This is a genomic window from Advenella kashmirensis W13003, from assembly GCF_000506985.1.
In the GTDB taxonomy this organism is placed as follows: Bacteria; Pseudomonadota; Gammaproteobacteria; order Burkholderiales; family Burkholderiaceae_B; genus Advenella; species Advenella kashmirensis_A.
In genome coordinates this window covers 335,916-356,863 of the sequence record NZ_KI650980.1, presented here as the reverse complement: position 1 = coordinate 356,863, position 20,948 = coordinate 335,916, and the positions used below count along the sequence as shown (strand labels likewise).

Annotated in this window: 18 protein-coding genes, 1 tRNA gene and 1 pseudogene; 9 read left to right on the top strand and 11 right to left on the bottom strand. The window is 54.5% G+C overall.

What is annotated here, in order from left to right; translation table 11 throughout:
* Positions 1-57: 57 nt before the first annotated feature.
* Positions 58-2,265 (bottom strand): carboxy terminal-processing peptidase, encoded by a 2,208-nt coding sequence (locus W822_RS36500; RefSeq protein WP_024005621.1) that lies wholly within the window; start codon positions 2,263-2,265, stop codon positions 58-60.
* A 171-nt stretch (positions 2,266-2,436) separates the two neighbouring features.
* Here W822_RS36500 and W822_RS0123675 point away from each other — a divergent pair, with 171 nt between their 5' ends.
* Complete coding sequence (locus W822_RS0123675) at positions 2,437-3,660, top strand: lytic murein transglycosylase (RefSeq protein WP_031242898.1); 1,224 nt, start codon at positions 2,437-2,439, stop codon at positions 3,658-3,660.
* A 134-nt stretch (positions 3,661-3,794) separates the two neighbouring features.
* Positions 3,795-3,871: transfer RNA gene (locus W822_RS36495), tRNA-Met, on the top strand.
* Between the two features lie 80 nt (positions 3,872-3,951).
* On the opposite strand, the gene W822_RS36490 is transcribed toward W822_RS36495, so the two are convergent.
* Together W822_RS36490 and W822_RS36485 are read right to left on the bottom strand one after the other, a co-directional pair.
* Positions 3,952-5,322 carry a sensor histidine kinase gene (locus W822_RS36490; protein ID WP_024005620.1) on the bottom strand — a complete coding sequence of 457 codons (1,371 nt, stop codon included), beginning with the start codon at positions 5,320-5,322 and terminating at the stop codon, positions 3,952-3,954.
* Entirely contained in the window at positions 5,319-6,029 is a 711-nt protein-coding gene (locus tag W822_RS36485) for a response regulator transcription factor (protein WP_024005619.1), read from the bottom strand. The genes W822_RS36490 and W822_RS36485 overlap by 4 nt, the downstream gene beginning before the upstream one ends.
* 232 nt (positions 6,030-6,261) lie before the next feature.
* On the opposite strand from W822_RS36485, the pseudogene W822_RS36480 reads away from it, so the two are divergent.
* The 3 genes and pseudogenes from W822_RS36480 to sstT all read left to right on the top strand — a co-directional run.
* A pseudogene (locus W822_RS36480) lies at positions 6,262-6,720 on the top strand (tripartite tricarboxylate transporter TctB family protein); the annotation flags it as partial.
* A gap of 92 nt (positions 6,721-6,812) precedes the next feature.
* Positions 6,813-8,318, top strand: a complete 1,506-nt coding sequence (locus W822_RS36475) for a tripartite tricarboxylate transporter permease (protein ID WP_024005617.1) — start codon at positions 6,813-6,815, stop codon at positions 8,316-8,318.
* Between the two features lie 326 nt (positions 8,319-8,644).
* Positions 8,645-9,883, top strand: coding sequence for a serine/threonine transporter SstT (gene sstT / locus W822_RS36470; protein WP_024005616.1), 1,239 nt, complete (start codon positions 8,645-8,647; stop codon positions 9,881-9,883).
* A gap of 228 nt (positions 9,884-10,111) precedes the next feature.
* Here sstT and W822_RS0123670 read toward each other — a convergent pair whose 3' ends face one another.
* Entirely contained in the window at positions 10,112-10,441 is a 330-nt protein-coding gene (locus W822_RS0123670) for a barstar family protein (RefSeq protein WP_081724397.1), read from the bottom strand.
* Positions 10,432-10,941, bottom strand: a complete 510-nt coding sequence (locus W822_RS36465; RefSeq protein WP_253272295.1) for a ribonuclease domain-containing protein — start codon at positions 10,939-10,941, stop codon at positions 10,432-10,434. The genes W822_RS0123670 and W822_RS36465 overlap by 10 nt, the downstream gene beginning before the upstream one ends.
* Before the next feature lie 256 nt (positions 10,942-11,197).
* On the opposite strand from W822_RS36465, the gene W822_RS0123665 reads away from it, so the two are divergent.
* From W822_RS0123665 to W822_RS36460, 3 genes are all read left to right on the top strand, one after another.
* Positions 11,198-12,478: an MFS transporter gene (locus W822_RS0123665; RefSeq protein WP_253272294.1), complete on the top strand. Its 1,281-nt coding sequence runs from the start codon at positions 11,198-11,200 to the stop codon at positions 12,476-12,478.
* A gap of 37 nt (positions 12,479-12,515) precedes the next feature.
* The gene (locus tag W822_RS0123660; RefSeq protein ID WP_081724396.1) at positions 12,516-13,307 is read left to right on the top strand and encodes a CDP-diacylglycerol diphosphatase; all 792 of its coding nucleotides are present in this window, start codon (positions 12,516-12,518) and stop codon (positions 13,305-13,307) included.
* Positions 13,308-13,594: 287 nt separating this feature from the next.
* Positions 13,595-14,104: a hypothetical protein gene (locus W822_RS36460; RefSeq protein WP_024005613.1), complete on the top strand. Its 510-nt coding sequence runs from the start codon at positions 13,595-13,597 to the stop codon at positions 14,102-14,104.
* Between the two features lie 102 nt (positions 14,105-14,206).
* On the opposite strand, the gene W822_RS36455 is transcribed toward W822_RS36460, so the two are convergent.
* The 4 genes from W822_RS36455 to W822_RS0123650 form a co-directional block, all read right to left on the bottom strand.
* Complete coding sequence (locus W822_RS36455; RefSeq protein ID WP_024005612.1) at positions 14,207-15,913, bottom strand: FMN-binding glutamate synthase family protein; 1,707 nt, start codon at positions 15,911-15,913, stop codon at positions 14,207-14,209.
* A gap of 137 nt (positions 15,914-16,050) precedes the next feature.
* The gene (locus W822_RS36450) at positions 16,051-16,542 is read right to left on the bottom strand and encodes a hypothetical protein (protein WP_024005611.1); all 492 of its coding nucleotides are present in this window, start codon (positions 16,540-16,542) and stop codon (positions 16,051-16,053) included.
* A 167-nt stretch (positions 16,543-16,709) separates the two neighbouring features.
* On the bottom strand, positions 16,710-17,285 hold the full coding sequence (locus W822_RS45875) for a hypothetical protein (protein ID WP_024005610.1): 576 nt from the start codon (positions 17,283-17,285) through the stop codon (positions 16,710-16,712).
* Positions 17,286-17,488: 203 nt separating this feature from the next.
* On the bottom strand, positions 17,489-18,055 hold the full coding sequence (locus W822_RS0123650; protein WP_031242888.1) for a hypothetical protein: 567 nt from the start codon (positions 18,053-18,055) through the stop codon (positions 17,489-17,491).
* Between the two features lie 139 nt (positions 18,056-18,194).
* Between W822_RS0123650 and W822_RS36440 the strand changes: the two genes are divergently transcribed.
* Positions 18,195-18,884 carry a cytochrome b/b6 domain-containing protein gene (locus W822_RS36440; RefSeq protein WP_031242887.1) on the top strand — a complete coding sequence of 230 codons (690 nt, stop codon included), beginning with the start codon at positions 18,195-18,197 and terminating at the stop codon, positions 18,882-18,884.
* 2 nt (positions 18,885-18,886) lie between these two features.
* Here W822_RS36440 and W822_RS36435 read toward each other — a convergent pair whose 3' ends face one another.
* Together W822_RS36435 and purB are read right to left on the bottom strand one after the other, a co-directional pair.
* Entirely contained in the window at positions 18,887-19,339 is a 453-nt protein-coding gene (locus tag W822_RS36435; protein WP_024005607.1) for a c-type cytochrome, read from the bottom strand.
* A gap of 195 nt (positions 19,340-19,534) precedes the next feature.
* Complete coding sequence (gene purB / locus W822_RS36430; protein WP_024005606.1) at positions 19,535-20,911, bottom strand: adenylosuccinate lyase; 1,377 nt, start codon at positions 20,909-20,911, stop codon at positions 19,535-19,537.
* Between the last annotated feature and the right edge of the window lie 37 nt (positions 20,912-20,948).

Here is a 20,948-nt window from a genome sequence, read left to right as displayed (position 1 = left end):
AATGCGATACGTCTGCCTGATTATATTGTGTGTCGTTGTAACCGGGTTTATGTTTGCCTATTTCTGGTTTGCCAGGTCTGCCACGATATTGGCCGCTTCCTTGATAGCGATATCCAGACTTTCCTTGCGTTTTTTCTCATCGGCCAGTTCCTGCGTCAAATTCCCCTCGCCTGCGGCCAGGCCGTCATCCAGACGGAAAGAATTCACATCGGACTCACCCAGCTGCTTGCGGCGCTCCTCAAAGTGCGATTGTTCTTCGGACATTTTTTCGCGCTCTTCCAGACGGGTGGCATAACGCAGTGAAATAACTTTTTTCTCTGAGGTCTTGCGCGCATAGGCCAGTTCATCCAGCAGGAGTTTCCAGCTGTCCGAGTTTTGCGCCCGTTGCTCGTGCTTGGTCTTCAGCGGGCCGATAATCTTGGCCAGCGAATCGTAGCCACTGTATTTGGTGGGCGCGATCTTGCTCCACGGCATGGCATTTTCATAACTGGACTCGCCCAGTTCGGTCGGGTCAAAGGCCGAGGGGAACACGATATCGGGCACCACACCTTTTTCCTGAGTGGAACTGCCATTGACACGGAAAAACTTCTGGATTGTCCATTTGAGCGAGCCCAGCTCTTCGCCTTCATGCCGGCGCAGGAATTCGTCCAGGCCACGGATGGTCTGCACAGAGCCCTTGCCCCAGGTTGGGTCGCCGATGACAACACCACGTCCGTAATCCTGAATGACGGCCGCGAAAATTTCCGAGGCAGAGGCAGAAATGCGATTGACCATCACGCCGACAGGCTTGTTCCAGACAATCTTGCCGCTTGCACTGCGAACGTTGGACACCGTGCCTTCGGCCGTGCTTACCTGTACGATGGGGTTCGGTCCGCCCAGAAACAGGCCGCTCAGATTGGCCGCTTCGCTCAGCGAACCCCCACCGTTATTGCGCAAGTCAAGCAGGACACCATCGACGCCTTCTTTTTCAAGTTTTTCCAGAATGGTGCGCACATCGCGCGTGACACTCTTGTAATTGCTTTCCCCGCGCGCCTTGGCATCAAAGTCTTCATAGAAACTTGGGATGGTGATAATACCGATTTTACGCTTGGCACCCTCTGCGCCGGCTTCAAATATCCGATAGCGCGCCGCCTGATCTTCCATGGTCACTTTCTGACGAACAATGGACACCGTGGTGTGCTTGCCTTCCATTCCTCTTTCGGCAGGAATGATTTCGATGCGCACGGTGGTCCCGCGTTTGCCGCGGATCAGTTTGACGATATCATCAAGACGCCAGTCCACCACATCTTCCATGGGGCCTGATGCGCCCTGCCCGACCGCGACAATACGGTCACCCGGGTTAAGTTTGCCGGAGCGTGCAGCCGGGCCACCCGGCACGACCTCGCGGATTTGCCCGTACTCATCCCGTTTCTGCAGCACGGCACCGATTCCGTCGACGGACAGGCTGATCTGTACATCGAAGTTTTTGGCAGAGCTCGGGCTGTAATAAGAGGTATGCGGGTCAGTACTGTTGCCGTAGGCATTCAGGAACATTTCGGCGACATCTTCGCCGTTCATGCGCATGATCTGGTTGCGATTATTGATATAGCGCTTTTTGAGCTTTTCAACAATCACGCTGTCTTTGCTGCCCGCCAGTTTCAGGCGCAGATAGTCGTTCTTGATGCGCTTGCGCCATAAATCATCGATCTGTGCTTCAGAGCTGGCCCATTGTGCTTTCTTGCGATCCAGGTCAAAAGACTCTTCAACATCAAAATCGAACGGTTTGTCCAGCAAGGCGATGGCGTGATCGAATCGCTGTTCGACGCGATCGCGATATTTTTCAAACATCACAAAGGCCGGCGCCAGGCGACCCGTCATCAGCATGGTGTGAATATTGTTGCGCACGGGCTCGAACTGGTCGATATCTGATTTGAGCAGATACATCTTGGCCGGATCCATCATCTTCAAATATTCTTTGAAGACTGCATGAGACATGGTTTCGTCCAGAGGCTTCTTGTCATACTCAAAGCGCGTGAGGATATTGGCGACGATAATGGCCGCCTTGGCCTGGTCGACCGTGGGCTCCAGCTCTTTTTTCTCCGGCTTTTTCAATGAAACCGGCGCTTTGGAACTATCGCTTGCGGCGTCGCTGTTCTGAGCCAGCAACGCATGCGTCGATTGCGACTGATCAAGTCGTTCTATACGGTTCAGCGCTTCCGAGTCGGCGTATACGCAGGCCGAGGTGGCTAAAAGCGCCAGAGCCGTTGCCAATACTTTCAACTTCATACAATGCAATCTCAACGAATGAATAGGATAATGGATACTGATTCTAACGAACTGCGGTCAATTTTACCCATGTTTTACGCCAATCACATGAAATCACAAACAAAATAGCACATACGTTAGAATTTGACTTCAGTCGATTACACGCGATAATCATCTCCAGGAGCCGTATTCATGCCCATCAGCCGTTCGCACCACCGCCCTTTTCGCTCATTGCACCGGCTCACCGCCATGATGACAATTGGCATACCGTGCGCTGCTTTTGCCCAAAGCGGCGACTTCGCCGCATGCATGCAGAAATTGCAGCCGCAGGCCACCCGTGCCGGCATTTCGGCTCAGTCGTTCGCCCGATTCACCCAGGGGGTCAGCCCGGACATGAGTATTCTGGAAAAACTCGATTACCAGCCGGAATTTCGCCAGCCGATCTGGGACTATATGGCAGGCCTGGTCGATGAACAGCGCATCAGCGAAGGCCGCAGCAATCTGTCGCGCTACGGCAATATTCTGCAACGGGTGTCGGCGCAGTATGGCGTAGACCCGGCCACGGTCGTGGCGGTCTGGGGAGTCGAGAGCAACTACGGCCAGACCCAGGGCAAATATCCCCTGGTGCAGGCGCTGGGCACGCTCAGCTGCTATGGCCGCAGACAGGCTTATTTCCAGAAGGAGTTTTTCGCCACGCTCAGAATCCTGCAATCCGGCGATATCCAGCCCCAGCGGCTGGTCGGCTCCTGGGCCGGCGCGTTCGGTCACACTCAATTCATGCCTTCGACCTTCGAGCGCCTGGCTGTGGACTTTGATGGCGACGGCCGACGCGATCTCATGGACAACGCGACCGATGCCCTGGCCTCGACAGCGAATTTCCTGGCCAAGGGCGGCTGGCAGACAGGCCAGCCCTGGGGGTTTGAAGTGCGGCTGCCGGCAGGCATGAGTACCGCGGGGGAAGGCCGGCGCAATAAAAAATCCGTCTCAAGCTGGACAGCAAAAGGCGTGGTGACGGTGGACGGACAACCCCTGGACAGCCGGGTCTCGCCCTCCCAGAAAGCGGGCCTGCTGACGCCAGCCGGTGCAACGGGGCCGGCCTTTCTGGTGTTTCGCAACTTCGATGTCATCTACGGCTATAACGCGGCCGAAAGCTACGCGCTGGCGATCGCGCATCTGAGCGACCGTCTGCGCGGCGGCGGTGCGTTTGCCACGCCCTGGCCGACCGATGACCCAGGGTTGTCGCGCGCCGAACGCATGACGCTGCAGAAGGCGCTGCTGGCCAGAGGTTACGATATCGGTGAACCCGACGGCCTGATCGGCAGCAAGACGCGCGATGCGATCAAAACAGAACAAAGCAAACTGGGACTGACGCCCGATGGCCGGGCAGGACAAAAAATTCTGCGTGCGCTGCAATAAAAAAGCTTGCACAAGCAGAAAAACCCTGATATAGTTTCATGCTTCATCAAATCGCGATTGGTTTTTCAGATTTCTGTAAAGAAAAGCGTTATTTGATGTTCATTGCCCTGTGTTAATAAGGGGTTGTGCAAGATGGCTCTTTAGCTCAGTCGGTTAGAGCGACGGAATCATAATCCGCAGGTCCCCCGTTCGAATCGGGGAAGAGCCACCAGTCGAGCACTTCAAAACCTTTATTAAATCAAACATTCAAGCCGCCACGTTGCGGCTTTTTTGTTGCCTCACGATCAGCCATCATCCCTGCTCGACCGGAAACACAATCGTCACATTCAGCCCTGGCGCACGGTCACTGAACGTGAGGGTACCGTCGTGCATGGCCACAATCGCCATGACACTTTTGAGTCCCAGGCCAAAACCCGTCGCGTTGGGATCCAGTTGATAGAAATGCGTGCCCACATTGTCATATTCACTGGCCGGAATGCCCGCACCATCGTCCTGCACCTGAATAGTCAGCCGCTGGCCGTCACCTGCCAGGCTCACCCAGACATGTTGCCGCGTGTATTTCAGCGCGTTGTCCACCAGATTGGCCAGCATGCTGGCAAGCAGATCGCTGTCCCCATACATATGGCAATCGCCCTGCACCGACAGCGTTAATTCGCGTTGCCGGTCTTCGGCAAATGCACTGTACAGGTCAATCACATCGTCAGCGATGATTGAAAAATCATACATGCGAAACGACTGACGGTGCACGCCCGCTTCAATTTCGGATATCTGCAGCAACTTTTCAAAGAGCTGATTCAGGCTTTCGATTTCCTGGACGGCAAAGTACGTTGCCTGCAACACATCATCTGCCGAATGGCCAGGTCTCTGCACAGTGCGCAAGCGGCTGATAATCCGCGTCAGCGGCGTGCGCAGATTATGCGCGATCGTATCGGACACATGCCGCACGCCATTCATCAGCACCTCGATCCGGTCGAGCATGGAATTGATTTCATGGCTCAAATGATAAAACTCGTCCTGTATTTCCGAGAGCGGAATTCTGGACGACAACTGGCCGCCGCTGATGAGGGTCGCCGTCTTGTGGATGCTGCTGACGCGATAATCCAGCTCCCTGCGGAAAATAAAGGTGCCAACGATGACCAACATCAACGCCACAAAAAGCGTGACCAGGCAGGCCTGTCCGATCAGGGCGATAGTTTTGTTCGTGTCGGCCAGGTCCACCCCCACGATCAGCGTGCTGCCATCATCCAGCCCCACCACACGGAACCGGCCCGTGACCGGGACGCCGTTATTGATCACATCTGCTTCGGCAATGTCGGACAGGCGCGACACCGGCGCCGCATCCAGATTTCCGATGACTTTCTCGCCGGTCTGGTTAAGCAAAAGATACAGTTCGCGATCGGAATCGACTTCATCGGACAAGGTAAAGGCAAGCGAGCGCACCAGGCGATCCGAACCGCCCGCTTCAAAATCGGTCACCAGGCGATGGGTGGTCGACGCAATCTGACGCTGCAATTGCGAATGCAATGCCCCCACCACCTGCAGATAAATGAATGCCATCAACACCAGAATGGAAAAGATGGCGAGCAGGCCGTAATTGAAGGTCAGACGAAAGGAAATGGAATCCCAGGTCCGGCTCAAAAAACGGATTAAGCGGGCAATCATGCTGGCTCGATATCCTGACCCGGTGTCGCGTGCTCGGACAAGACGTAACCTTCGCCCCATACGGTGTGAATCAGTTGTGTCTGCTGGCCGCTGTCAATCTTTCGGCGCAGGCGGCTGATCTGCACATCGATCACATTCGATTGCGGGTCAAAACGATAATCCCATACCGATTCCAGCAACATAGTGCGTGTGACGACATTGCCTGCATTTTGCATCAGATGCACCAGCAGACGGTATTCCCGGGGCTGCAGGCTGATGACTTTGCCCGCACGGTGAACCTTGCGACTGATCAGATCCAGCTTCAGATCGGCCATCCGCAGTTCCTTTACGGTATCGTCGGTGCCAGCGCGGCGCACCAGCGCCTCGATGCGGGCCACCAGCTCCGAAAAAGCAAACGGCTTGGTCAGGTAGTCGTCACCACCCGATTTCAGACCGCGCACCCGCTCATCGACACCTGACAAGGCGCTGAGCACCAGCACGGGCGTCTTGTTGCCAAGCGCGCGCAATGTTGACAGGATGGTCAGGCCGTCAATATTGCCAGGCAGCATTCGGTCCAGAATAATGATGTCCCATTGCTGCTCGGTCGCGCGTCGCATGCCATCGGCGCCATTGCCGCAGACTACGGCATCGTGCCGCAATTCATTCAGGCCGTTGGCGATATAGCGCGCGTTTTCGTAATCATCTTCGATGATCAGACAGTGCCACATGGGCATTCCTCCGTATTTCCTGTCATTTTTAATCGTTCCGGACTTGCTGTTCTGCAGGGACAATACGCCCCCTTCCCCCCGTAATCCGGACAGCTTACCAATATACCGTCTTCTTCAATTGCAATCATGACAAAACGGTAATGTTTTCGTCATCCACTGAAAGACTTTTGTCTCTTTACAATCCTTCGGCTATACACCTGCAATTTTAGTGGAGACTTAAAAGGTAAAGTTTATGCACATAAAAAATCAACAGGACTTCTGGTCCGGCCTGATGTTCGTGGCTATCGGACTGGGGTTTGCCATTTTTTCGGTCAGCTACGACATGGGCACGCCAAGCCGCATGGGCCCTGGCTATTTCCCATTCTGGCTCGCCATCTGCATGGCCCTGCTGGGCGCTGTGGTCGCCCTCGGCTCCTTCCGGGGTGAACACGTCGAGGACAGCGGCATTGGGCACTTCGACTGGGACATCCTTTTTCTGATCATCGGCAGTATCTGTCTGTACGCCCTGATGCTCGATCACCTGGGTCTGTACATTGCCACCCCACTGCTGGTTATTTTCTGCAGCCTGGCCAGTCATGAATTCAGCCTTGTCATTGCTGTCGGCAATGCCATTTTCCTGACCATTTTCTCCTGGCTGGCGTTCGTCAAGGGACTGGGTCTGATCTTTCCGCTGTGGCCTCAGCCCATTGGCGAATGGAGCCTGCTTGCCCAGATTCTGATTCCTGTCGGCTTCATTATTGCGGTTGTCATGCTCGTGCGTCGGATCAAAGGAAAATAATCATGATGGAATTATTACAACATCTGGCGTTGGGCTTTTCGGTTGCCTTTACACCCGAGAATCTTGCCTACGCCCTGCTCGGATGTATTCTGGGCACGCTGATCGGCGTGCTGCCTGGCATCGGCCCGGTTCCGACGATTGCCATGCTGCTGCCACTGACCTACATTCTGCCGCCCACCGCAGGCCTGATCATGCTGGCCGGGATTTACTATGGCGCTCAATATGGTGGTTCAACCACTGCAATTCTGGTCGCACTCCCTGGGGAAACCTCGGCGGTGGTCACGGTGCTGGACGGGCACCAGATGGCCAAGAACGGACGAGCAGGCGCGGCACTGGCTATCGCTGCGCTTGGTTCGTTCTTTGCCGGGTGTTTTGCGACCGTGTTGCTGGCCGCCTTCGCCCCCCCACTGGCCGAAGTGGCTTTCAAGTTCGGTCCGGCTGAGTATTTCTCCCTGATGGTATTGGGTCTGGTCGGCGCCGTTGTGCTGGCCTCCGGCTCGCTGCCAAAGGCGATCTGCATGATTCTGCTGGGTCTGTTGCTGGGCATGATCGGTACCGACGTGAACTCGGGTGTGGCGCGGTTTGACTTCGGTATTCCTGAACTGCAGGACGGAATTGACTTTGCCGTCGTGGCCATGGGTGTTTTCGGTCTGGCCGAAATCATGAACAATCTGGCACAGAAAGAAAACCGGGTCGACATCACCGACAAAATCGGTGCACTGTACCCTAACGCTCAGGAATTGCGTGAAGCCGCACCGGCATGTATTCGCGGCACGCTGCTGGGTTCCGCACTGGGTATTTTGCCCGGCGGCGGCGCGGTACTGTCTTCGTTTGCATCCTACACGCTTGAGAAAAAGCTGTCCAAGAATCCTGAACGCTTCGGCAAGGGCCACCCGGCCGGTCTGGCGGGTCCTGAATCGGCCAATAACGCCGCTGCACAGACGTCGTTCATTCCGCTGCTGACGCTGGGTATCCCGGGTAATGCCGTGATGGCGCTGATGGTGGGTGCCATGACGATTCACAACATTCAGCCTGGTCCGCAGGTGATGTCCAGCCACCCTGAATTGTTCTGGGGTCTGATCACCTCCATGTGGATCGGTAACCTGATGCTGGTGATTCTGAACCTGCCGCTGATCGGCCTGTGGGTCAAACTGCTGAAAGTGCCGTACCGTGTGCTGTTCCCCGCTATCGTGTTGTTTTGTACCGTCGGCGTCTACTCGCTGAACTACAACGTGTTCGATATCTATATCATGGCGGCATTCGGTGTGATCGGTTATATCTGGAGCAAACTGAAATGCGAAGGCGCACCTTTGCTGCTCGGTCTGGTACTGGGCCCGATGATGGAAGAAAATTTCCGTCGCGCCCTGTTGCTGTCGCGCGGTGATTTTACAACCTTCGTGACGCGTCCTCTGTCCTTGTCATTGCTGGTATTCGCTTTGGCGCTTGTGGTTCTGGTGGCGCTGCCTTCGATTCGCAAGAAACGCGAGGAAACGTTCGTAGAGGAAGACTGATGCACTGACGGATGGATCGCTGCGGCGGCCTGTCCTGGAGCATTTACTGAGCCCCACGCCGATCACGGCCTGGGGCGTTTTTATTTGACAGCTCACTTTCGCGACAGCACCCTGATGCAGTCAGATTGACATCGTTTTGAAACACAACAATTAAAAAAACATCTAACATATCGTCCATCGGGCATCGCTGACCATAACGCCTGGACGCTGTTTATCGACAGCGGGACGTTATGACTCTCGTTTTCGCTTTCCTGCAGCCTGCCCGCCCGATGCTCGCGACGAAGTCCGGCCGGGCCGCGGGAGCTTCGTTATTCAGGAATTACGTTATGTTTTTACAGTCCCTCTTTGCCGCTTATTTTCGCGGCAATCTGGTCCGTCAGATTCTGATCGGCCTGGTCCTCGGTATCGCATTTGGTCTGTTTTTGCCCCAGGCGGCGCAAAACAGTGCCATCATCGGTACGTTCTTTACCGGCGCGCTCAAAGCGGTTGCCCCGGTCCTGGTCTTTGTCCTCATTGTGTCTGCCATCGCGCAGCACCAAAGCGGCACCAAAGTCCATATCAAACCCATTCTGTTTCTGTATATCCTGGGTACCTTCGCTGCCGCGCTGGTAGCAGTGCTGGCCAGCTTTGCCTTTCCCACTACGCTCACCCTGACAGAGAGTCAGGTGACACAAAATGCGCCAGCCGGTATCGCACAAGTGCTGCGCACGCTGTTTCTCAATCTGATTGACAATCCGGTCAACGCCATTTTATCGGCCAACTACATAGGGATTCTGAGCTGGGCTATTCTGCTGGGTTTGGGTCTGCGTCACGCCAATGATGGCACCAAGTCTGTCCTGAGCGACGCAGCGCAGGCAGTCACCAACGTCGTGCGCTGGGTGATTCGTCTGGCGCCGTTCGGCATTTTCAGTCTGGTCGCCGCGACGATTGCGACCACTGGCCTGGGCGAACTGCGGGCGTACGGGCAATTGGTGCTGGTATTGGTCGGCAGCATGCTGGTGGTCGCCCTGGTGCTCAATCCGCTCATTGTGTTTCTGAAAATTCGTCGCAACCCGTACCCGCTGGTCATCCGATGCCTGGTGGAAAGCGGCGTCACGGCGTTTTTCACTCGAAGCTCGGCGGCCAACGTGCCGGTCAACCTGTTGCTGTGCAAAAAATTGGGGCTGCATGAGGATACCTATTCCGTGTCCATTCCGCTGGGCGCTACGATCAATATGGCCGGCGCCGCTATCACCATCAGCGTTCTGACTCTGGCTGCAGTTCATACGCTGAATATTCCGGTGGATCTGCCGACCGCACTGCTGCTCAGCATTCTGGCCACCATCGGCGCTTGCGGTGCATCGGGCGTGCCCGGTGGATCACTGCTGCTGATTCCCATGGCTTGCAGCCTGTTCGGCATCAGCAACGATGTAGCCGCCCAGGTCATTACCGTCGGGTTTATCATCAGCGTCGTGCAGGATTCGTGCGAAACAGCGCTCAACTCTTCTACCGATGTGCTGTTTACGGCGGCCGCCGATCTGGCCGCAAGCGAACAACAAGCAGACAGCCGGAAAGCGGTGGTCTGATGCCGGTCTGCCTTCAGGCTGAATCCAACCAGGCCTATCGGGCCTGAGATATCTGCGAGACCGATAAGCCCTATAAGGGCCACAGGCCAACAAGACCTGCCAAAGCCAGAGACAGGAGGCTCATTGTCCCGGCAATGAGCCGCTTTTTTTATATCGTTATTTTGTCATGAAACGGTCATGGGGGAATCGCAGGCCGACTCGGGCAAAGCGCCCCGTTGGGCATGAATCTCAGTCCAGATCGATTTGCACGTCAGCGCGTTCGGCCGCCACGGCCCTGAAGATATCCAGCAGCCCTTCATAATACAGTTCACCCAGCTCGATGGCGCTGCTCGCATGGTTGTACCAGACAATCTTATAAGGTCCTTTGACATCGGTACTCAAACTGTCGTATAGCGCGTCCAGATTGCGTCCAAAGTACTGGGGCAAATGCAGCGACATCTGCAACTGGTCATAAACATCATCAATAGAATGAATATGGGTCAATTCGCAGACACGGACCGCCGGAGGCGCAATGCGCACGGTTTTCATTCGGCGGCGTTTGGAGGTTCTCATTGACATGCGGGTACCTTGTGAAATGTCTCATAATGATCGACGGTCACATACTGCTGTCCTGACTGGCTGAAAACCAGCCGCTTGGCGTTGCGCTTTTTGCCACGATAATCCAGGTCGGCTTCTTTCCACTGTCCCTGGGGCAAACGCCGTTCAAAGTTACCGAACCGGTCACCGCCAATGGATTTACCACGCAGGGCGGCAATGTCGGAAAAATAGCGGCCAGGCGACCAGCCCGCCTCCCGTGCCTGTCTCTTGGTCACAAAATAGCCGGGCAGTTGCTGTTGACGGGCCAGCGAGCGCACAATATCGGATAACTGAGCCGGATCAATGCGTCCCCCCAGCGTTTTCTTGTTGAAGATATCCAGCACAATCTCGCATCGATCTCCTGCGGTCGGGGAAAAGGCAATGCCTTTAAACGATGCCGAGGCCGTGGTGGGGGCAGACGACCCCATGGCGCCAGCCGGTACGCTGAAGGCAAGTAACAGGATCAACAGTAACCGTTGCATTTGACCACTCGCAAACATGTTTTCGGTGACCAAAGTGTAGCCTATTGTCTTGACGGAATGAGGAAAATCTGCCAGCAGAATTGATACATTTTGAACAAGCCAACTTTTCATAGCACGGCCGTCAAAATTGGTTTAATGTTGCGACTGTTGTCGTCTTCTGCTGATTACACCGCTGTAACCTAAATTTTTCATGTCAAATTTCTCTTCACACGACCCCGAGCCAACGCCGAACGAGCCTGCGCCAGCAACCCACATCATGTTGCAGCGCCGTTTTGCACCCTATTTCTGGACCCAAATATCGGGCGCGGCCAATGACAATCTGTTCAAGTTCGCGGTCACGATCATGCTGACCTATCATTTGTCGGTCAGCTGGCTGCCACCCGAGATGGCGGGCGTGGTCATCAACGGCATGTTTATCATTCCATTCCTGCTGCTGTCAGCCGTCAGTGGACAAATGTCCGATAAATTTGAAAAAGCACGCTTCATGCGCTGGATCAAGACGGCTGAAATTGTCATTATGGTCGTCGCAGCGTTCGGACTCATCTATCAGCAGGTCTATGTTCTGCTGCTGTGCGTGCTGCTGATGGGGATTCATTCCACCGTATTCGGCCCGGTGAAATTTGCCTATCTGCCCCAGGTGTTTCACGGCACAACGCTGGTCAGCGGCAATGGATGGGTTGAAATGGGCACATTCGTGGCGATTTTGCTGGGTAATATGGCCGGCGGATTCCTGGCTGGCATCGAGGGCGTGGGCTACTACTATGTGGCGGCCAGTTGCGTGGTCATCGCAATCGCCGGACGTTTTTTTTCGGGAATGGTGCCGCCCACCCGTATTTCATCGCCCGAACTGGAACTGGACTGGAATCCTGTGGGCGGCACAATCGCAAACTTGAAGTATGCCTTCCACGATCTGCATGTGTTCAAAAGCATTCTGCTGATCAGCTGGATGTGGTTCTTTGGCGCGGTCTATCTGAATATATTCCCGGTCTTTGCCAAGGAAATTCTGCGTGGTGACGAGCAGGTGGCGACCCTGCTGCTGGGTGTCTTTTCAATCGGGGTCGGTTTCGGTTCTGTTCTTTGCGGATGGATAGGCAAAAAAGGACTTAACGTCCTGAAGCTGGTTCCCATTGGCGCAGCCGGCATGACCGTGTTTTCCATCGGACTGTATTTTTCGACCGACCACCTTCACTCAAGCCATTTGCTGACCTTGCACGAATTTGTCACGCTGCCGTCGAACTGGAAACTGATCGCCGGCCTGTTTCTGCTGAGCATGTCTGCCGGGTTATACAGCGTTCCCCTCTATGTACTGATTCAGCAGAAGACGCCGAAAACGCACTCTGCCCGCGTGATCGCGGCCAACAATATCATGAATGCCATTTTTCTGGTCGCCAGTTCCGTCATCACCGGCCTGTTGATCGCCTATAGCACGATTCCGCTGATTGTTCTATTCCTGGGCATTGCCAACGCAATCTTCGTGATTCTGGTTATGCGCTCGGATCATTCTTACATTACTGAAATGCGCGAGCCGATGGAATAATTCGCAAATCTGCGCACTCGCCCGAGAAGGAGCCTATATGATTGACCGTCCTCGCCGCCGGCTTCTCGCCGGCATTCTTGCCCTGTCGGGCCTGCTGAGCGCGTGTCAGACACCGGTTGTACCCGAGCCGCGCGCCGCTGTCCCGACCAAAGCAGTGGCACGAGGCGATATTCTTTGGCATTTCGTGCATGACCAGTGCGTGCCGAATGCGCTGGCGGGAAAAAATCCGCCCCTGCCATGCATCAAAGTTGACCTGGATAATCGCTATGTCATTTTCAAGGACAAAAACGGCCCCCTGCAATATCTGCATATGCCGACCGAACATGTAACCGGACTGGAAGATCCGCGCGTAGCCAACGCTTCACGCACGCGGTATTTTGCCCAGGCCTGGCACAACCGCGACTATATGGACCGCCTGCTCGGCAGGCCTGTCCCGCTGCAGGATTATTCCCTGACGATCAATTCAAAAACGGGCCGCAGCCAGAACCATTTGCATATTCATATTTCCTGCGTTCGCCCTGTGCTGCGCGATCGGCTGACTGCCCGACACACAAATTTCAACTCCAGCTGGCAACCTGTACCTGGCGGTATTGGTGGCCATGACTATCGGGTGCGCACGATATCCCTGGAAGAACTGACCTCGCCCGGCGCGATCGCACTGACAACCCGTACCCTGGCAGGTGCAAAACGCCACATGGATCAGCTCAGCCTTGCCCTGTACCCCTTGTCCGAACGACGATTTCTGCTCTTTGCGACACAGGGCATAGGCGCCTCGGCCGAGGGCGACTTCCAGGATCATCGCTGCCCGCAGTTACTGGCAACGCAATAGCCCAATCATCGGGCAAGGCAGCAGGCCACGCACTGGGCGATGCAATAGAGCGCTCAATAGGCCATCAAAGGGCCACAGCCCGCTCTTTCGCTGTCCTGTCTGTGGCCTGAACGGGCCGATTTGTGACAGATTCGATCGCTGGCAACGGTCAGACTCCTATTCGTATAATTTCGTAAATATGTTTATGCGTTACCGAATTTTCCGACCAGGGGAAATAAGATATAGTATATTGATTCGTTAAAGTCAGGAACGGCCCTTTGAACCCGTTCGCACGCGTAAGGATATACATGAAATCGTTCATAAAGTTGCTCATTTTGCTGGCGGTCGCAGCAGCCATTGCGTTTGGAGCGTGGAAAATTATTGAGACAACACTTTTTAATGACGACGATGTCGAACCCCCCCAGCAGTCGGAGCTCCATCAGCCGCCTCCCCAGCCCGCGCCTCCTCCAAAGCAGGAAGACCCGTACCAGAATGCCCAGGGCGACGATGCCAGTAGCGACACCGCCCCCAGCACCCTGACATGTGGCGACGCCAGCAAAATTATCGGCAATCTTTACGATATGCGGGTTAATGGCAAAACCCAGGAAGAGGCCAACGAAGCGGTCAGCAATAATGACAGCATTCCTGATGAGCGCGTCTCGTCTTTCATTGAATTTGTCGAGTTGTTGTGGACCACGCCCAAGGCAAAAATCACAGACAAATCCCGGTTTATCAAGGACTTTTCTGCCAACTGCGAGAAGCTGATGCAGGCACCTGCCCCTGCAGCGGGTGTGCCACAAAAGCCTGCAGGGCAATAAAGGCGACATTGACGGCGGTATTGACCCCGTTACCCTGAGGACAGCGTCGCTCCCGGGGGTGCTGGCCTAAAGAAGTGATGAGCGTGCGCGGGCCGAGCCAGGTCAGGGGCTGCTCACCGCGTTTGCGGGTTCGCCCTGCCCATTTGGCGTGTCGATATTCTGATATCCCATATTGATTTGCGAGGCGACCCGGTCAATAGATCGTGCCGGCAGAAAAGAATGGGCCTGTGCCAGTGGCCAGCATATCTCGAAAATCCGCAGCCGATATTTACCCTGAAGCAGATCCCCTTTTTCCAGTTCCGGATAAATGGCCGACAGAAGTTTGACTTCAGCGCTAGATACACGCCGTACAACGTGATGCGCCCGCAATTGTTGCGGATGGGTCAGACCGGCCGCCTGCAGCAGTTCGGCCAAAGCTTCAATTGAATTACGATGAAAATGCCTGACCCGATCAGCCTTATCGGGCACCACGACCGCTCGCTGCCGTGACGGATCCTGGGTGGCCACGCCCGATGGACATTTGTCGGTATGGCAGGCTTGCGCCTGGATACAGCCAATCGAAAACATGAAGCCACGCGCGCTATTACACCAGTCTGCGCCCAATGCCAGCGTCCGCAGCATATCGAAAGCCGAAATAATTTTACCCGACGCACCGATCTTAATGCGCTCGCGCAGCCCGGCGCCGATCAGCGCATTGTGTACCATCCGGAGTGCTTCCTTGAGCGGCACCCCCATATGGTCGACGAACTCCACGGGTGCCGCGCCGGTACCACCTTCGGATCCATCCACCACGATAAAATCAGGCGTAATATCAGTCTCCAGCATGGCCTTGACAATGGCAAACCACTCCCAGGGGTGACCGACACACAGTTTGAATCCCACCGGCTTGCCGCCGGACAACTCACGCAGACGCCGGACAAACTGCAGCAGTTCCACGGGCGTTGAAAAAGCCGAATGCGCTGACGGAGAATCACAGTCGACGCCGGGCGTGACGCCCCGTACTTCGGCGATTTCCGGCGTCACCTTTGCCCCGGGCAGAATGCCGCCATGCCCGGGCTTGGCACCCTGGGACAATTTGATTTCAATCATTTTGACATTGGGTAGCGTGGCCTTTTTCGCAAAGGCGCTTTCGGAAAAATGACCGTTCTCATCCCGGCAGCCAAAATAACCGGAACCAATATTCCAGATCAGATCACCCCCTTCTTCCAGATGATATTTGCTGATTCCCCCCTCGCCGGTATCATGGGCGAAACCGCCGGCTTTCGCGCCACGGTTCAGGGCGCGGATCGCGTTGGCGGATAAGGCACCAAAACTCATCGCCGAAATATTGAATACCGATATGTCATAAGGTTGACTGCACTGCCCTTGGCCCACCAGGATCCGGAAATTTCGATCCGGAATATGGCTTGGCACCATGGAATGATTCACCCACTCGTAATCTTCGCGATACACATTTTCGATCGTGCCGAACGGGCGCTTGTCGATCTGCTGCTTGGCCCGTTGGTAGACAATGGAACGCTGCGCTCGCGAAAACGGCAAGGTATCAGTGTCGCTTTCGATGAAATACTGGCGCATTTCGGGACGGATAAATTCAAGCAGAAAGCGCATATTGCCAATCACAGGATAGTTACGCTTGATCGAATGGCGCTCTTGTATCAGGTCATAAATGCCCAGCAGGGTCAGCATCAGACAGACAATGGCCGCGACATACCAGCCTGGCGCGCCGATTGCACCCAGAACCAGAAATACGACTGAGCCAAAAATAACGAGGAAAAACGCCAGAAAGCGCACATGAAATAACGAAGGCATCGCACACCTATTTATCAAGACTGAACAACCAAAGATTACGATAGCTTTGTGACAACGCAAAAAATGATGGTCGTAAAAAACCCCGCGATAAACGCGGGGTGATCATACTTGCGTCAATGATTGACCGACAGCAGGTATTATTTTGCAGCTGTTTTGGGCGCAATCGCCTCGACAACGGAACCCGCAACCTGGTCGTCACGTACCATGAAGAGGAAATCGTTGTTCTGACGAATACCGGTCAGAGAAGCCAGTTGGCCGCCAACCGTAGTTGCGTAACCCTGTTCCTTGGGCGCTGCATTCAGAGCGGCTACGCCTGCAGGATTGAGGGACAATTTGACAAACGAACGACCCTGGCTGTCACGAACGCGATCAACGCTGGTCAGATTGGCGCGCGTAATGATCGGCGTTTTGCTGACATAAATGGTCTGTTTCTCACTCAGCTTAACAGGACGATAACTTTTGATGACTTTGTCAGAAGCCAGGAACACATCAACTGCCGTACCTTGTGCGGCGGGTGTTTGTGCTGTGCTGCCGGGTGTGCTTTCGGTCCCCGTCTTCATTGTGTTACAACCGGCCAGAATGGCAGCCAGCGGAAGCACAACCAACGCAACTTTTCTGGATAATTTCATAGTATTTTCCTAATTAAAACGGATTTGAGAACAACTTCGCGTAAAGCTGTCCTTTTACGTTACAACATATTCAGACAAAAAACAACGTGCAGTTGTTATCAAGCCTCAATAATGAACAGCAGCGCAACGGTAAAACGACAGCCATAAATGCGGAAGGCACCCGGCTTTTATTTTTTGCCGCGAATAATATCAGCCGCCGTTTTGGCATTGTTCAGCGTCGCCATAGGCAACAGCAGAACACCATCGTCGACGGCGCCAGGCGAGGCGATTGTTGTTGAAAACACGGAATCATTCAGACTGGCCAGTACCATTTTACCTTTGGCGATCTTGCCTGTAATTTCGGCATTCAGCTTGCGTGTACCTTCCGGCGTCAAACGCAGCCCGAGCGCCGGACGATCCCCCGCCTTGGTCACAAACACTTTTTTGACATCGGTACTCGTCAGAATCGGGCCGACAGCAAGATAGGTTTGGGCACCCACTTGAAGTGGGGTGGTTTTTGCAGGCACAACCTTGGTCGTTTTCTTGCCAGGTGCGCCGGTGCGGATCGTGGTTTTCGGCTGTTCAGTCGAGCCAACATAAATTTCCAGGTTACCGGCGCCGGTTCTTTGCACCCCTGCCGAGGTACTGCCCGGACGCGCTTCTGTTGCCGGAACGGTTCCCGACGTATCTTTCTTTTCAAAAACACTGCATCCAGCAAGCGCTGCCATCACTGCAGCGACGGTCACAACGGTGGTTAGTTTCATAGTTTGCCTTTCAGATATAGATAAAAAATGCTGCATAAACAAGAGACAGAATCCTTCGCCTGCCTAATTTAATCATTAAAGCCGGGTAAATTCATTGCAAAATGTGAATGTAGCGGTTTGTTTGGGTAAAGGATTGCAAAGTGTGGGGCAAAACCGGAACGAAGTGCCACAACGATGGCACCTGCTCTTACGGTTCGGCAGATTTAATGAAAATAGCCGCGACATTTATCGCTATCGGACAAATTAATGGTATTGGTTCCCGGCACCAGCCGGACCTTTTTGGCCAGCAGACCGCCATACTGAACGGCGCCGGAAAAAGGCTTGGTATCCATCCAGTACAGACGCGTGGTCAGATAGTATTCGCCGGAGGGCACATTGGTAAACGCATACTGGCCAAAGGAATTGGTTTTGGACGCATAGGCTCTGGCCGCATAGCGCGGGTCGGGTTTGCCCTTCAGAATATGCCCGCGACGGCACACCGCATCGAACCATTGATTGCTCATGGCCGATACCGGATTGAGCACCACGTCGACATACCCGCCACTGCGTTCACCGCCATTGATGGCGTCATAAATGAAAGTGCGCCCCACCAGCATGGTCGGCTGACCGACGGGCACGGCATACGCGCTTTCGTTGTAATCCATACGCACGACCTGCTTGCGCGGGGAGTGGCTCAGGGAAGGATCCCGGCCGCCCGTTTTTGTTGACGAGCACCCTGCCAGCACTGCGGCTGCAATGATCGCCGACATGACTTTGATTGAACGAGACATAAATACCTATGCGGTAACCTGTTTAAGTAGTTTGCTTATCATAGAACAACTTGGTGCCGATTTCACATCAAATGATAGAATAACTGTAAAGTTCGGGCTATGGCAATGGTGATAGTCGCCAACATTCAGGAAAGTACACGTGGAAAAAATCAGGGTCTGGGATCTGCCATTGCGATTGTTTCACTGGGCGCTTGTCGTCTGTGTGCTGGGCGCTTATGCCTGCGTCAAATCCGCCGGCATCACCGAAGGATGGCTGTCCGAAACCGGCCTGGACTGGATGACATGGCATTCGCGATTCGGCTACGGTGTACTCACCCTCATCCTGTTTCGCCTGATCTGGGGGCTCTTCGGTCCGCGCTACGCACAATTTCGTCATTTTATAACCGGCCCCACACGCGTCCTGACATATTTGCGCAACCCGTCTCAAGTGATCGGCCATAACCCGCTGGGAGCATGGTCAGTCGTTGCCATGCTCGCAGCTTTCGGGCTGCAGGCAGTCAGTGGCCTGTTCGCCAGCGACGATATCCTATTTGACGGTCCGCTAAGCTCCCTCAATCCGACGCTCAGCCGCATATTCAACTCACTGCATCATGCCAGCGAATGGGTTCTTATTTCACTTGTAATATTACATCTGTGTGCAATTATCTATTACACGCTATTTCGCCGACAGCCGCTGCTGCGGGCAATGGTTACCGGCGACCTGCCTGTCACCCGGGATCATCACGCCGGCGCTGTTGAACCGGCACTGGACAACGCGCCGGTCGCCCTGAGGGCGGTAATCATACTGCTGGCATGCGCCGCACTGGTTTTCTGGATATCACAATACTGATATCAGTCGTCCTTGCGGTAATTATCATGGCAGGCTTTACAGCTTTGCCCGACCCCGCCGAAAGCAATCTTTATTTTTTTCATATCCCCGGATTGAGCCTCGGTTGCCAATTTATCCACCGCAACCAGCATTTTGTCTTTTGCCTTATTAAAGCCTTCCGGATCGGTGAATACTTCGTCTTTGGCATCGCCGCCTTCAGTGCCTTTATAAAAGGCCTCGAACGGAAGCGGCGCCAGTGTCTTGAGCAGGCTGGCGTATTTGATGAACGCTTCCTTCTCGTAGGGCTGTTCACCCTTGACCATATGGCCCATGCGCTTGAAGTTATCACCAATGAATTCCATGCCATGATGTCGATAGTGGCGGGCTTCTTCAGGTTTGAGAAACTCAGCATGCGCCGTCATTGACAGTACGGCCATACAGGTTGCTGCAGCAATCACCAACGATACTTTCTTCATGTCTTACGCTCCTGGAAAATCAGAATGCTTATCATAGCGCAAACAAGAACCACTGTACGATAGCGCAAAACAAAAAACAGCCGGTGACACACCGACTGTTTACCAAATGCATCACATAGACCCGGCACGCATGACCGGCTGCTCTGACATCCACGACACGTCACTCAGGGCGTGCATTCTCGCGGACAATCGCGTTCAGACTTGGCCGGCCAGTTCTGCCGCCAGGCCGATATAGCTGCGCGGCGTCATCTGCAACAGCCGTTGTTTGGCGTCTTCGGGCAGCGCCAGGCCTTCGATAAATTCCCGCAAGGCCTCTTGCGTGATCCCGCGACCCCGCGTCAGCGCTTTCAATTGTTCATAGGGTTCAGGCAGCCCGTGACGGCGCATGACAGTCTGCACCGGTTCAGCCAGGACCTCCCAGCACTGATCAATATCGCGATCGATGGATTGGGGATTAAGCTCCAGCTTGCCCAGGCCTTTGTTGCAGGAATCCCAGGCCACCATGCAATAGCCCAGGGCGACACCCAGGTTACGCAGTACCGTGGAATCGGTCAGATCACGCTGCCAGCGGGATACGGGCAGTTTCTCTGACAGATGTTTGAGCACGGCATTGGCCAGCCCGATATTGCCTTCGGAATTTTCAAAATCAATGGGGTTGACTTTATGCGGCATGGTGGAAGAGCCCACCTCGCCTTCACGCAGGCGCTGTTTGAAATAGCCCAGCGCGATATAACCCCAGATATCCCGATTGAAATCGAGCAGGATGGTATTGGCGCGGGCAATCGCATCAAACAGTGCCGCCATCCAGTCATGCGGCTCGATCTGGATCGTATAAGGATTCTGAGTCAACGACAGGGAGGTCAATACGCCTTTGCTGATTGCGGGCCAGTCCAGTTTCGGATACGCAGAATAATGTGCGTTGTAATTGCCGGTCGCACCGTTCAGTTTAGCCAGCGGTGTAACGGCACCGATGGCGGCAATGGCATTTTCCAGGCGTGCAGCAACGTTGGCAAATTCCTTGCCCATCGTCGTCGGACTGGCCGGCTGGCCGTGGGTCCGCGCCAGCATGGGTTGCCGTGCAAACTGACGGGCGTAGTCCTTCAGCACAGCAAGCAAACCCTGCAAGGTCGGGACAATGACCTGATCACGCGCACGTGTCAGCATCAAGGCGTGCGAAGTATTGTTGATGTCTTCGGAGGTGCAGGCAAAGTGAATAAATTCTGCCGCAGCCGATAATTCCTCGTTGCCCGCCGCCTTCTCTTTCAGCCAGTATTCCACAGCCTTGACATCGTGATTGGTTTTTTTCTCGATATCCTTGATGCGTTGTGCATCGGCCTCGCTGAAATTGTCGACCCAACTGCGCAGCGCCTGCAACGCCTCGGGTGAAAAAGCCGGCAATTCGCTCAGACCGGCCTGTGATAACGCAATCAGCCAGGACACTTCGACTTCCACCCGATGCGCCATGAAGCCCGCTTCGGACAGATAAGGACGCAACGAGGCGCCACGCGAGGCATAACGGCCATCCAGCGGAGAGAGCGCATTGAGAGGAGTAATCGAATCTGAAATATTCATAATGAACCAGGAGAAAAAGAAGAATAAAAGTTACAGG